Below are 12,322 nucleotides of genomic sequence, written 5' to 3' on the forward strand. Positions count from 1 at the left end.
TTCGATCATCTGGAACACGGAGAGCAGGCATGGTTAACAGAGCAATCAGGGTAAGCCTGGCAGTGACGCTGCTGGCCGGCGCGGTGATGGGCACTGCAGTCGCGGCGACACCGAGCGTAGCGGTGGCCCCGCAGTACGACACCAGCCACGTGTATGTCGCTCCGGCGGATGTCGACCGGTTTGCCCAGAGTTTCCTCGCTACCTTTGGCGGCAAAAGTACACCCCAGGTGGTGGTCAACGTGTTGCCGGTGCCGAGCAGCACCACCTCGCAATTGCTGCAGACGCCGGCCGGCACCGTGTCGCTGTTCGGCTTTACCACGCCGATCCCGCACCCGTTCGGCCAGGAACGTAACGGCTATCTGGTCAAGGATATGGACGTGGCGCTCAAGGCCGCCCGCGAAAATGGCGCGGCGGTGATCGTCAGCGACTTCCCCGACCCCATCGGGCGCGATGCGGTGGTGCAATGGCCGGGCGGCGTGAACATGCAGCTCTACTGGCACACCAAGACCCCGGACTACGCCGCGTTCCAGACCGTGCCGGAAAACCGCGTGTACCTGTCAGCCGACCGCGCCGATGCGTTTATCAAAGCCTTCCTGGGGTTTTCCCACGGCAAAATCCTGGCCGACAACCAACAGGCACCCGGCGTGGACGTAGGGCAAGGCAATGGCACCTACCGTCGCGTGGACATCGAGTCTTCGTTCGGCCGCATGGCCGTGCTGGTCACCAACGGTCAACTGCCCTACCCCTTCGGCCATGAAACCACCGGTTACCAGGTCGCCGACCTGAACGCCACCCTGGGCAAGGCCACCGGTTCAGGGGCCAAAGTGCTGGTGCCGACGTTCGACAGCAAGGGCCGTCGCAGTGCATTGGTTGAATTCCCCGGCGGTTACGTCGCCGAGATCCACCAACTCAACGCGGCCCAATGATTCGTCGCACAGGCTGGAGCCTGGCCGTGCTGTGGCCGCTGCTCGTAGGCGGCGTCCACGCCGACGAGCAGCCGACGCGCCCGACCATCAAGGCCAATCGCTGGCAGGAAGACTGGTCGGTACTCAAGGACCCGGCGCTGCGCACGCAGCCGCTGGACAATCTCAAGTACCTGCCGTTGTCCAGCGCCAACCCGTTCACCTATCTGTCGTTGGGAGCGACCTTGCGCGAACGCTTCGAAATGAACGACGCCAGTGGCTTCGGTGTGAAGAACGTGGACCGTGATCGTTACCTGATCCAGCGCTTGCAGGTCCACGCCGACCTGCACCTGAACGAGCACTGGCGGGTGTTCACCCAGCTTGAGGACGTGCGCGCCTACGACAAGACCACGGTTGGCGGCGCCGATCAGAACCGTGTCGATCTGCGTCTGGCGTTCGCCGAGTACGTCAACACCTTCGACAGCGGCACGCTCAAGGCCCGCGCGGGGCGCCAGGATTTCGCCTTCGACCTGCAGCGCTTTATCTCATCGCGCGACGGGCCGAATGTGCGTCAGTCATTCGATGCGTTGTGGGCCGACTGGGAAACGTCTGACTGGCGCTTTATCGGGATCGCCAGCCAACCGGTGCAGTATCAGGACGGCCGGCATTTCGACGACAAGTCCAACAGTGACGCGCGCTTCCATATGCTGAGGGTCGAGCGCCTGGTGGGCGGCAAGAACGAGTTTTCGGCCTACTACGGCGTGTATGAACGCAGCGCCGCGCACTATCTGGATGCAGACGGCGACGAGACCCGCCACCTGTTCGACGCACGCCTGGGCGGCGCGGCCATGGGTTTCGACTGGGACATCGAAGCGATGCTGCAAAGCGGCTCGGTGGGCAGCAAGGACATTCGCTCCTGGGCCGGCGGCAGTCGCACCGGCTACACCTTCGACAGCCTGGCCTGGAAACCACGCATAGGCCTGCAACTGGACATCGCCTCGGGCGACCGCAAAACCGGCGACGGCACAGTCGGCACGTTCAATCCGCTGTTCCCCAACGGCTACTACTTTTCCCTGGCCGGCTATACGGGCTACAGCAACCTGATTCACGTCAAACCGTCGATCACCGTCAAGCCCATCGACAAGCTCAGCGTGCAGACCGCCGTCGGTCTGCTGTGGCGCCAGACCACCAGCGACGCGGTGTACACGCAACCGAATCTGCCGGTCGCCGGCACCGCAGGCCAGGGTGAACGCTGGACCGGTGCCTATGGTCAGCTACGTACCGACTATGTGTTTACACCGAACCTCACCGGCGCCGTTGAAGCAGTGCATTACGCCGTGGGCCGTACCTTGCGCGATGCCGGCGGCGATGACAGCAATTACCTGGGGGTGGAACTCAAGTTCAGCTGGTGAACCCAGGCAAGCACACCCGTACAAGCCCCAGGCCCGGTTTCGGGCAATAGTGAGGCGGGTTTTTCAGTCCCTCAATCAAGGAGTTTTCAATGAGCACATTCGTTGCCAAAGACGGTACCCAGATCTACTTCAAGGATTGGGGCAGCGGCAAGCCCGTGCTGTTCAGCCACGGCTGGCCGCTGGACGCCGACATGTGGGAATACCAGATGGAGTACCTCAGCAGCCGCGGCTTTCGCACCATCGCCTTCGACCGTCGCGGGTTTGGCCGTTCGGACCAGCCGTGGACCGGCAACGACTACGACACCTTTGCCGACGACATCGCGCAGTTGATCGAGCACCTGGACCTCAAGGACGTGACCCTGGTGGGTTTCTCCATGGGTGGCGGAGACGTCGCGCGCTACATCGCACGCCACGGCAGCGCACGGGTGGCCGGCCTGGTATTGCTGGGCGCCGTGACGCCGATCTTCGGCCAGCAATCCGATTACCCGCAGGGCGTACCGCTCGACGTGTTCGCCGGTTTCAAAGCCGAACTGCTCAAGGATCGCGCGCAATTCATCAGCGATTTCAATACGCCGTTCTATGGCCTCAACAAGGGCCAGAGCGTATCCGCAGGCGTGCAGACCCAGACCTTGCAAATCGCCCTGCTGGCCTCCCTCAAGGCAACGGTCGACTGCGTCACCGCGTTCTCCGAAACCGACTTCCGCCCGGACATGGCCAAGATCGATGTACCGACCCTGGTGATCCACGGCGACGGCGACCAGATCGTGCCGTTCGAAACCACCGGCAAGGTGGCCGCCGAGATGATCAAGGGCGCTGAACTGAAGGTGTACAAGGATGCACCTCACGGCTTCGCGGCCACCCATACCCAGCAGTTGAACGAAGACCTGCTGGCCTTCCTGAATCGCTGAAACACCCGCACCTGATGATCGCTTGCACGTTCTGCGTGCAAGCGATCATCACCCGTGAATCACCCTCTCCTTATTTTGGCCGGGCTTGCCCGGCCGTTTTTTTGCTCAGGAAAAACGCCGGCTCAGCACCAAGCGCCCAGGCCCTGCGATCAGCACGCTGGAAAAAATGATCAGCAGCAGCCAACCGAACTGCCCCTCAAACAACGTCCACTCCGGATGCACCACCACCATGGCGATCAACAGCACCGCCAGGATCGGCAGGCACGCCAGGCGCACCAGCACGCCGGCAATGATCAGCAGCGGGCACAGCACCTCGGCAAAAATCGCCAGCAGCAAAGTGACCTGGCCCCCCAGGTGAAACGGGTCTTCGATCAGTTTCAATTGCCCGCTGTAGTCGAGCAGTTTGGGCAAACCATGCACCCACAGCAGGAACAGCGCCCCGCTGCCGCGCAAAAACAACAGCCCCAAATCCTGACATTTTGATTCGTTCATGCGTGCTCCCTGTTGGATGGCCTCTAACGCCATCCATTGTCCGGGCAGCGCTGCACGCACGCTTGCAAGCCTGTGCTGACTAGTCTCCCGTTCCCGCAAACCCCACGACAATTTCATCGATCACCGCCCGCACGCGCGCGGTGTGACGCAGGTCGGCGTGGGTCACCAGCCAGACATCGTAGGGCAGCGGCCGGGTGCGCTCCGGCCACAACCGCACCAGCCCGTCGCGCTCGCCGGTGAGGATGGGGATCTCGCCGATGCCGATCCCGGCGGCGATGGAGCGACGTACCAACAGGCTGGAACTCAGGGACGCGACGATGCGCCCACGGCCCAGGGGTTCGCAGACCAGGGTCATGTCTTTCTGGCTGTGCAGGTACGGTTGATAGACCACCAGGTCATGCCCTTCAAACAGGCCGCCCGGCTGCGGCGGGCCATGACGATCGATATAAGCCTGGGAAGCAAACAGCCCCACCGGCCAGCGTGCAATGCGACGAGCGATCAGGTCGGGGTTGTCCGGACGCGTGTTGCGCACGGCGATATCGGTTTCACGTTTGGCCAGGCTCAGGAGCTGGGTAGACGCGTCCAGCTGCACGCGCACATCCGGGTGCCGGTCGTGCAGCCGCGCAATCGCCGGGATCAGGAAATCGATCGCCAGGGAGTCGGTGGTGCTGACCCGCACGGTGCCGGTCAGGCGATCATCCAGGCCCTGGATCTGACGCTCCAGCTCCAGGGCCGAGCGCTCCATTTTTTCCACCGAGTGCAAGGCGGCCTCGCCAACGGCGGTCAGGGCATAGCCTTGCGAGGTGCGCAGGAACAGGGTTGCACCCAGGGATTTTTCCAGGGCATTGACCCGGCGCCCCACGGTGGCCTGGTCGACACCCAGTACCCGCGCGGCTGCGCGAAGGGTCGACTCACGGCAGACCGCGAGGAACACGCGTGCATCATCCCAATTCATGTGCGCTCCCATGCTGCATATATGCATCATTATGACGTGTAATCGCTGCATTATTGCATCGATAAATCTGGATATGCTGGGCGCCGGACAAAATACCCAGGATTGTCATCATGCTCGACACTCACCTTCCCTCCCGCAGCCCTTCATGGCTGGCGATTTTCGCCGGCCTGTGTGCCAGCCTGGTCAGTATCGGCCTCGCGCGGTTTGCCTACACGCCGCTGATTCCGTCGCTGATCCAGGCGCACTGGTTCAGCGCCAATGACGTGGTGTACCTCGGTGCGGCCAATCTTGTGGGTTACCTGGTCGGCGCGCTGATCGGGCGGCCCCTCGCCCGGCACACCTCGAACACGACGGCGCTGCACGGCATGATGGTGGCGGTGACCCTGGCGTTTTTTGCCTGCGGCTTCCCGCTGTCGGTGGTGTGGTTCTTCATCTGGCGCCTGCTGTCGGGGATCGCCGGTGGCGCAATCATGGTGCTGGTGGCGGCGACCGTGTTGCCCCATGTTCCGGCCGCGCGTCGAGGCGTGGCCAGTGGTGCGATTTTCCTCGGTATCGGGCTGGGCATCGCCGGTTCCGGCACCCTGGTGCCGCCCCTGTTGAGCCTGGGCTTGCAACAGACCTGGTTCGGCCTGGGCCTGCTGGCGCTGGGGCTGACCGCCGCCAGCTGGTTTGCCTGGCCCACAGGCACGCTGTACGAAGCCCCGGCGCAATCGGCCACGGCGGTGCCAACGCCGCCGGGGGTGTACCTGTTGTTTGCTCAATACGCTTTTATGGCCGCGGGCCTGGTACCGGCCATGGTCTTTCTGGTGGATTACGTCGCCCGAGGGCTGGGCGCCGGGGCCCATATAGGTGCGATGATCTGGGTGATGTACGGCCTGGGCTCGATTGTGGGACCGGTCACGTACGGTTTCCTGGCCGACAAGCTCGGTGCTCGGGTGAGTATCCGCCTGGTGCTGGCAGTGCAGGCGATTGCCGTCGGCTTGCTGGCCGTCTCCAGTTCGTTCACGGCGCTGGCCGTACTGGCCGTGATCCTCGGCTCATTCCCGCCGGGTATCGTGCCGCTGGCGCTGGCGCGGGTTCACGAACTGATCCCCACTCATCACCAACAACAGGTAGCGTGGAGCCGTGCTACGGTGTCCTTCGCGACGTTCCAGGCGGTCGCGGGGTTTGCCTATTCCGCGCTGTTCAACGCCAGCGGCGGTCAACATGCAGTGCTGTTCACGATCGCCGCCGGCGCCATTGTGATCGCGTTGCTGCTGGAACTAGGCATGCTCCTGCTGAACCGCAAACCGCCTGATGCGGTCCCAACCCATACGCTCATCGTTGCAGGTAACTTCAAATGACGCTTCCCACCGAAATGACCCTTATCGAAATCACCACCCCCGGAGGCCCCGAGGTGCTGCAACCACGCCAGGCGGCGGTGCCGGTGGCTGGCCCCGGCGAGATCCTGATTCGCGTGCACGCGGCCGGGGTCAACCGCCCCGATGCCCTGCAACGCGCCGGCAAGTACCCGATGAAACCCGGCATGAATCCGCTCCCAGGCCTGGAAGTGGCCGGTGAAGTGGCCGCCCTGGGTGACGGCGTGACCGAATACGCCTTGGGCGACAGGGTCTGTGCCCTGACCAACGGCGGCGGTTATGCGCAGTTCTGCGCCGTGCCGGCCGGCCAGGCCTTGCCGATCCCCGAAGGCATGGACTGGATCCAGGCCGCCGCCGTACCGGAAACCTTTTTTACCGTCTGGGCCAACCTGTTCGGCCTGGGCGACGCCCACACCGGCCAGCGTGTGCTGATCCACGGCGGCACCAGCGGCATCGGCACCACCGCGCTGATGCTGTGCCGCGAGTTCGGCATCCAGGCCTTCGCCACCGCCGGCAGCGCCGATAAATGCGCGGCCATCGCCACACTCGGCGGCGAACCGATCAACTATCGCGAACAGGACTTTGCCGACGTCATCGCCGAGCAGACCGACGGCCATGGCGTGGATGTGATCCTGGACATCATGGGTGCCTCGTACCTGAACAATAACCTCAAGTCACTGGCCATGGACGGGCACCTGGTGATGCTCGGTTTCCTTGGCGGCGGCAAGGCCCATGATGTCGACCTGCTGAGCATCCTCAGCAAGCGCGCGGTGATCACCGGCTCGCTGCTGCGCGCGCGCACCGGGGCCGAAAAAGCCGCCATCGCCGACCAACTGCGTGAATACATCTGGCCGGTCCTGAGCGCCGGGCGTTGCCTGCCGATCATCGACAAGGTCTACCCCTACACCGACGCCGCCCAGGCCCATGCGCGGATGGAAGGCGGCGATCATATCGGCAAGATTGTGTTGCAGGTCGCCTGATTCAAAAACACTACAAATCAATGTGGGAGGGGGCTTACCCCCTCCCACATTGATTGCGTGATTAGTCGCAATAGGTGGGATAGTCGATATAGCCCGCCTCACCGCCACCGTACATCCCCTCCTCCCGCAACGGGTTCAGCGGCCAGCCATTGAACAGGCGCTGGGGCAGGTCCGGGTTGGCAATGAATGGCCGCCCGAACGCGATCAAATCCGCCAGCCCCGCCTGCACCAGGCGCTCGCCGCGTTCGGCGGTGTAGCGCCCGGCGTAGATGATGCGGCCGCTGAAGGTGCTGCGCACCGCCTCACGAAACGTGTCAGGCAGGTCCGGCGCGTTGTCCCAGTCGGCTTCGGCGATGGACACGTAGGCAATCCCCGACTCTTCCAGCACCTTGATCGCTTCGATGTAGGTGTGATGCGGATCCTCTTCCACCAGGCCGATGTACACACGGTCTTGATCGGTGCCGCTGAACAGTGGCGAAAAACGCACGCCCAGGCGTTGCGGGCCGACGACTTTGCACACTGCTTCGACGATCTCGCGCAGGAAGCGCAGGCGGTTGTGCAGCGAACCGCCGTATTCGTCGTCACGGGTGTTGGAATGGGCCGAGATGAACTGGTTGACCAGGTAACCGTTGGCCGAGTGGATCTCCACCCCATCAAAACCGGCATCCAGCGCGTTGCGCGCAGCCTGCGCGTACTGGCCGACCAACGCTTCGATTTCCAGCACGCTCAAGGCGCGCGGCACCGGCGGTTGCTTCAGCTCGCCGACGCCCGGCCCGGTTTCGATAAAGGCTTTGGCCTGCAAGGCCGGCAGCGCGGACGGGGCCACCGGAGCCGCACCGTCCGGCTGCAAGGCGTTATGGGACACACGCCCTACATGCCACAGTTGGGCGAAGATCACCCCGCCGTCGGCATGCACCGCATCGGTCACCTTGCGCCAACCATCGATCTGGGCCGGTGAGTAGATACCCGGCGTCCACGCATAGCCCTGGCCGCGTGGTTCGATCTGGGTGCCTTCGCTGACCATGAATCCGGCGCCGGCACGCTGGCGGTAATATTCGGCCATCAGCGCGGTGGGAATGTCGCCGGGTTGCGCGCTGCGCTGGCGGGTCAGGGGCGGCAGCACGACGCGGTTGTTCAACGTGTGATGCCCGAGCTTTACCGGGGTGTTCAAGAGACTGTCAGTCATTGCGATATTCCAAATTCAAGGCGAACACAAGCATTGGCGACTCGTTGGAGTCGCCAATGAATACAGCGTGAGGGGGGTTAACTTAAGCGGTGAGTTTCAGCAGGGCCTTGGCCACATCGGCGGAGCTGGCCGGGTTCTGGCCGGTGATCAACAGGCCGTCTTCAAGCACGAAGGATGACCAGTCGGCCCCCTTCTCGTAGCGGCCGCCGAGCTTCTTGAAATCATCTTCAATCAGGAACGGCACCACCTCGGTCAAGCCCACGGCAGCTTCTTCGGAGTTGGAGAAACCGGTGACGCGACGCCCCTTGACCAGCGGCTCGCCATTGACTGCCTTGACGTGGCGCAACGCACCCGGCGCATGGCAGACGAACCCGATGGGCTTGCCGGCGCGCTCGAAGGCCTCGATCAGCGCGATGGAGGTCGGCGACTCCGCCAGGTCCCACAGAGGGCCGTGGCCGCCTGGGTAGAACACCGTGTCGAAGTCGGCGGCATTGACCGAGTCCAGCTTGACCGTGTTGGCCAGCGCCTGTTGGGCGGCGGGGTCGGCGGCGAAACGGCGGGTCTGCTCGGTTTGTGCATCCGGCGCATCGCTGACCGGGTCCAGCGGCGGCTGGCCACCGGCTGGGGATGCCAGCACCAGCTCGGCGCCGGCGTCCTTGAACACGTAATACGGCGCGGCAAACTCTTCGAGCCAGAAGCCGGTCTTGCGCCCGGTATCGCCGAGCTGGTCGTGGGAGGTCAGTACCATTAATACTTTCATTTTCCAGTGCCTCGATCGGTGTGGTTATCGGTGTGTTCGGGGCCGCCCAACAGCTGTTGGGTCAGCCAGAGCGCCTCGTCGAACGGCGCCGGTGTACGGGTGATCTTGCTCATGACGCTGCTGCCCAACCACAGCGCATAAAGACGCTGGGCCAGGTGCTGCGGGGGCTGTGTGAAACTCAGGGAGCCGTCGTCAATCCCGCGTTGCAGCGCCACCGCCAGCAACGCGATGGTGCGTGACGTGCCACGTTGCAACGCCAGGCGCATCGGCTCTGACAGGTCTGACACCTCGGCGCCGAGTTTGACCGCAAGGCATTTGCCCGCATCGGTGCAGCCGGTCTGGTTGTCGATCCAGGCTTGCCAATAGCGCATCAATTTGGCGTGCTGGCTAAGCCCCGGCTGGTCGAATAACTGCTGCATGCCGTGCACGTAGTGGTCGAAGTAGGTGTCGAGCAACACCACGCCGAACGCGTCCTTGGAACCGAAGTAGTGGTAGAACGAGCCTTTGGGCACGTCGGCGCTCTGCAGGATTTCATTGAGCCCAACCGCGGAAAAACCCTTACGGCCGACGATCGCTTGCGCGGTCTCCAGAATCGTGCGGCGCGCGCTTTTACTTGGGTTGTGCATGCTTGGCTCCTTGCGATTAGACCAGTCGTCTAGTGCGTGGAGCCATGGTAGGAGGCGGGCCGGCGTCTCACAATGTCAGATCCGCAAGGATTTCGGACATAGCGCTACGCCAGTTGCCGTTTACCCGGCACACGCCGACAATCCCACCTCCCGCGCCCCTTGGAGAAATAACGATGCACAGCGTTGCGCTGATGGTTTACCCGAACTTCCAGTCCCTGAGCCTCAGCCTGGGCTCGGTGTTCGAGTGCGCGAACCTGCTGCGCGGCGAGCCGGCCTATGAGTTTCATCTGGTATCGGAAAGCGGCGGCGCGGTGATGACCTCCCAGGGGTTTTCGGTAAATACCTCGCCGATTCGGGCACAGGGCTACGACACGCTGATCGTCAGCGGTTACCTGGAATTCCGTCTGCCGGAGGCCAATCTGCTGGATATGGTCAAGGCCGCGTCCGCGCAATCGCGGCGCGTGGCCTCGCTGTGCATGGGCATCTTCGTGCTGGCCGAGGCCGGCCTGCTGGCGGGCAAGCGCACCACCACGCACTGGATTCACGCGCCGGCCTTTCGCAAACGCTACCCGGACATCCGCCTGGAAGACGACAAACTGTTTGTAGTGGACGGCCAGGTCTGGACCGGCGCCGGCATGAGCGCCGGCGTCGACATGGCCCTGGCCATGGTGGAGAACGACCTGGGCGTCGACCTCGCCCGGCGCATCGCACGCAAGCTGGTGATCGCCCAGCGCCGTGGCAGCGAGCAGTCGCAGTTGTCGGCGCTGCTGGAACTGGACCCCAAATCCGATCGCGTGCAGCTGGCCCTGGCCTACGCCCGCGAGAACCTGACCCACGACCTGTCCGTGGAGGCGTTGGCCGAGGTTGCACGGTTGAGCCCGCGTCAGTTCAGTCGGGTATTCCGCGAGGAAACCGGGCAAACCCCGGCCAAGGCCATCGAAGCTCTGCGGGTGGAAGCCGCCCGGGCAATGATGGAAACCAGCCGGCACCCGGTGGAAGTGGTGGCGCGCGAGACCGGCTTCGGTGATCGCGAGCGCATGCGCCAGGCATTTCTAAGGGCGTTCGGACAGCCGCCGCAGGCGATGCAACAAACGTTTAATGCAGCACCGCCCGCGTAACCCGGTAACTCATCAACTGCGGATCATCCGCCAGCTCCAGGGCTTGCACCGGACGCGGCAGGTTATCCAGCACCGCGCGCCAGAACGCCTGGGACACTTCGTCCTGATCATAAAACCGCACCAGCCAATCCGCCTCGCCGCTGCACAGCACCTGGGTGGCAATGGCGCGCCCGATGCCTTTGCGGCGGTAGCGCTTGAGGATAAACAGGTCGGCCAGTTCCAGGGCCTCGATGCCCGGTAACTCACACCCTTCGATCAGCAGGAAGCCGGCGATATAGCCGTCGACCAGCAGCAGGTTGGCGCTCCATTGCGGGTCTTGCCAGTAGCGGGCCAGGTGTTCGTCGTGGATGTAGAAGCGGCCGTCGGCCTCGACATCTTCCTGTTCCCAGTCCGAGGACTCATAGGCGTAGTACTGGTAGAGATTGCGGATCAGCTCGGCTTCTTCGGGGCCGGTCTGGATCAATTCCACGGTGGTTTCAGGCATGGGGCGCTCGATCAGAAAAAACAGGGCGCCATTGTTCACAAAACACCGGCAGCGGCCAAGAGCGCGGCGAACCTTTCTACTGGCTGAACGGATTGCAGTTAGCCATGGCCTCGGCCGAATTCTTGAAACATTTCGAATAAACTTCGCCGGTTCGCCACTTTTTCAAGGACACGCACTTTGAGCAACGTCTGTACCGCCGGCCTGGATGTGGGCTTCGCCTCCCTGGATTACCTGCAGATCTTCATCCTGGGCGTGGTCCAGGGCATTACTGAACTGTTGCCGGTCTCCTCCACCGCCCATATGCGCGTAATACCCGCCCTGCTCGGCTGGCAGGACCCCGGCTCGGCATTTTCGGCAGCCATGCAGTTGGCGGCGCTGGCAGCGGTGGTGAGTTATTTCTGGCGCGATGTACGCCAGGTGACCACGGGCAGCATCAATGCGGTGCGCCGGGGTGACTATAACGATCAATGGTTCAAGCTGGCCGTGGCGATTGTATTGGCGACCATCCCGATAGGGATTGCCGGCCTGGCCTTGTCGTCGACACTGAATACCTGCAACTCACCATTGCGCGGGTTGATGGTGATTGGTATTTCCTGCGTCGTCATGGCGGTGTTGCTGGCGGTGGCCGAGTTGCGTGCGCGGCATACCCGCGAGGTCAGCCAGATGCGCCTGCGTGATGCGTTGATCGTGGGCGTCGCACAGATTGGCGCTTTGATTCCAGGCGTATCACGTTCCGGTTCTACCTTGACCGCCGCGCTGTTCCTCAACTTCAAACGCGAAGAAGCCGCACGCTTTTCCTTCCTGCTGGGGTTACCCGCCATCGCCCTTGCCGGTTTGAAGGAGCTGTGGGTGTTGTTGCACGCCGACCTGCCCGCCCACGCCTGGCCACATCTGCTGTTCGGCCTGGTGGTTGCCAGCATCTCGGCGTTCTTTGCCATCTGGGGCCTGATGAAATTCCTGGAGCGGTTCTCCACCTGGCCCTTCGTGATCTACCGCGCGCTGCTGGGGGTGTTCCTGATCGTGGCGGTCAGCACCGGGCTGCTGAGTTGATATAACTCGTTCTAAAACCTGCATAAATCTCCTGTGGGAGGAGGCTTGCCCCCGATGAGGGTGGGTCAGTTGATACATCTGTGACTGATCC

At 63.2% G+C, this 12,322-nt stretch carries 13 protein-coding genes; 7 read left to right on the plus strand and 6 right to left on the minus strand.

Annotation, left to right across the window (positions count from 1 at the left end; all coding sequences use genetic code 11):
* The first annotated feature begins 29 nt into the window (after positions 1-29).
* The 3 genes from QRN10_RS21655 (at position 30) to QRN10_RS21665 (ending at position 3,222) form a co-directional block, all read left to right on the plus strand.
* Positions 30-926, plus strand: coding sequence for a VOC family protein (locus QRN10_RS21655; RefSeq protein ID WP_181077002.1), 897 nt, complete (start codon positions 30-32; stop codon positions 924-926).
* Positions 923-2,314: an alginate export family protein gene (locus QRN10_RS21660; protein ID WP_285429113.1), complete on the plus strand. Its 1,392-nt coding sequence runs from the start codon at positions 923-925 to the stop codon at positions 2,312-2,314. The genes QRN10_RS21655 and QRN10_RS21660 overlap by 4 nt, the downstream gene beginning before the upstream one ends.
* Positions 2,315-2,403: 89 nt before the next feature.
* Positions 2,404-3,222, plus strand: a complete 819-nt coding sequence (locus QRN10_RS21665; protein ID WP_181076998.1) for an alpha/beta fold hydrolase — start codon at positions 2,404-2,406, stop codon at positions 3,220-3,222.
* Between the two features lie 105 nt (positions 3,223-3,327).
* Here QRN10_RS21665 and QRN10_RS21670 read toward each other — a convergent pair whose 3' ends face one another.
* The gene (locus QRN10_RS21670; RefSeq protein WP_253506715.1) at positions 3,328-3,714 is read right to left on the minus strand and encodes a DoxX family protein; all 387 of its coding nucleotides are present in this window, start codon (positions 3,712-3,714) and stop codon (positions 3,328-3,330) included.
* Between the two features lie 79 nt (positions 3,715-3,793).
* Entirely contained in the window at positions 3,794-4,669 is an 876-nt protein-coding gene (locus tag QRN10_RS21675) for a LysR family transcriptional regulator (protein ID WP_285429114.1), read from the minus strand.
* A 110-nt stretch (positions 4,670-4,779) separates the two neighbouring features.
* Between QRN10_RS21675 and QRN10_RS21680 the strand changes: the two genes are divergently transcribed.
* Together QRN10_RS21680 and QRN10_RS21685 are read left to right on the plus strand one after the other, a co-directional pair.
* Positions 4,780-6,012: a YbfB/YjiJ family MFS transporter gene (locus QRN10_RS21680; RefSeq protein ID WP_285429115.1), complete on the plus strand. Its 1,233-nt coding sequence runs from the start codon at positions 4,780-4,782 to the stop codon at positions 6,010-6,012.
* Positions 6,009-7,007 carry an NAD(P)H-quinone oxidoreductase gene (locus QRN10_RS21685; protein ID WP_181076991.1) on the plus strand — a complete coding sequence of 333 codons (999 nt, stop codon included), beginning with the start codon at positions 6,009-6,011 and terminating at the stop codon, positions 7,005-7,007. The genes QRN10_RS21680 and QRN10_RS21685 overlap by 4 nt, the downstream gene beginning before the upstream one ends.
* Before the next feature lie 61 nt (positions 7,008-7,068).
* Here QRN10_RS21685 and QRN10_RS21690 read toward each other — a convergent pair whose 3' ends face one another.
* From QRN10_RS21690 to QRN10_RS21700, 3 genes are all read right to left on the minus strand, one after another.
* Positions 7,069-8,193, minus strand: coding sequence for an alkene reductase (locus QRN10_RS21690; protein WP_285429116.1), 1,125 nt, complete (start codon positions 8,191-8,193; stop codon positions 7,069-7,071).
* A gap of 82 nt (positions 8,194-8,275) precedes the next feature.
* Positions 8,276-8,953: a type 1 glutamine amidotransferase domain-containing protein gene (locus QRN10_RS21695; RefSeq protein ID WP_181076988.1), complete on the minus strand. Its 678-nt coding sequence runs from the start codon at positions 8,951-8,953 to the stop codon at positions 8,276-8,278.
* Entirely contained in the window at positions 8,950-9,579 is a 630-nt protein-coding gene (locus QRN10_RS21700) for a TetR/AcrR family transcriptional regulator (protein ID WP_181076986.1), read from the minus strand. The genes QRN10_RS21695 and QRN10_RS21700 overlap by 4 nt, the downstream gene beginning before the upstream one ends.
* Positions 9,580-9,752: 173 nt before the next feature.
* Here QRN10_RS21700 and QRN10_RS21705 point away from each other — a divergent pair, with 173 nt between their 5' ends.
* On the plus strand, positions 9,753-10,697 hold the full coding sequence (locus tag QRN10_RS21705; RefSeq protein WP_253506701.1) for a GlxA family transcriptional regulator: 945 nt from the start codon (positions 9,753-9,755) through the stop codon (positions 10,695-10,697).
* Here the strand turns inward: QRN10_RS21705 and QRN10_RS21710 are convergent.
* Positions 10,675-11,181, minus strand: a complete 507-nt coding sequence (locus tag QRN10_RS21710) for a GNAT family N-acetyltransferase (RefSeq protein ID WP_285429117.1) — start codon at positions 11,179-11,181, stop codon at positions 10,675-10,677. The two genes, QRN10_RS21705 and QRN10_RS21710, sit on opposite strands and share 23 nt — an antisense overlap.
* 177 nt (positions 11,182-11,358) lie before the next feature.
* Here QRN10_RS21710 and QRN10_RS21715 point away from each other — a divergent pair, with 177 nt between their 5' ends.
* Positions 11,359-12,231, plus strand: a complete 873-nt coding sequence (locus tag QRN10_RS21715) for an undecaprenyl-diphosphate phosphatase (protein WP_266248877.1) — start codon at positions 11,359-11,361, stop codon at positions 12,229-12,231.
* The last annotated feature ends 91 nt before the right edge of the window (positions 12,232-12,322 follow it).

Origin of the sequence: Pseudomonas sp. lyk4-R2A-8, assembly GCF_030209095.1 — a bacterium.
Lineage (GTDB): Bacteria > Pseudomonadota > Gammaproteobacteria > Pseudomonadales > Pseudomonadaceae > Aquipseudomonas > Aquipseudomonas quebecensis.

Coding starts and splice junctions, on each gene's coding strand:
- QRN10_RS21655 (WP_181077002.1), top strand. CDS start 30: ATGGTTAACAGAGCAATCAGGGTAAGCCTGGCAGTGACGCTGCTGGCC.
- QRN10_RS21660 (WP_285429113.1), top strand. CDS start 923: ATGATTCGTCGCACAGGCTGGAGCCTGGCCGTGCTGTGGCCGCTGCTC.
- QRN10_RS21665 (WP_181076998.1), top strand. CDS start 2,404: ATGAGCACATTCGTTGCCAAAGACGGTACCCAGATCTACTTCAAGGAT.
- QRN10_RS21670 (WP_253506715.1), bottom strand. CDS start 3,714: ATGAACGAATCAAAATGTCAGGATTTGGGGCTGTTGTTTTTGCGCGGC.
- QRN10_RS21675 (WP_285429114.1), bottom strand. CDS start 4,669: ATGAATTGGGATGATGCACGCGTGTTCCTCGCGGTCTGCCGTGAGTCG.
- QRN10_RS21680 (WP_285429115.1), top strand. CDS start 4,780: ATGCTCGACACTCACCTTCCCTCCCGCAGCCCTTCATGGCTGGCGATT.
- QRN10_RS21685 (WP_181076991.1), top strand. CDS start 6,009: ATGACGCTTCCCACCGAAATGACCCTTATCGAAATCACCACCCCCGGA.
- QRN10_RS21690 (WP_285429116.1), bottom strand. CDS start 8,193: ATGACTGACAGTCTCTTGAACACCCCGGTAAAGCTCGGGCATCACACG.
- QRN10_RS21695 (WP_181076988.1), bottom strand. CDS start 8,953: ATGAAAGTATTAATGGTACTGACCTCCCACGACCAGCTCGGCGATACC.
- QRN10_RS21700 (WP_181076986.1), bottom strand. CDS start 9,579: ATGCACAACCCAAGTAAAAGCGCGCGCCGCACGATTCTGGAGACCGCG.
- QRN10_RS21705 (WP_253506701.1), top strand. CDS start 9,753: ATGCACAGCGTTGCGCTGATGGTTTACCCGAACTTCCAGTCCCTGAGC.
- QRN10_RS21710 (WP_285429117.1), bottom strand. CDS start 11,181: ATGCCTGAAACCACCGTGGAATTGATCCAGACCGGCCCCGAAGAAGCC.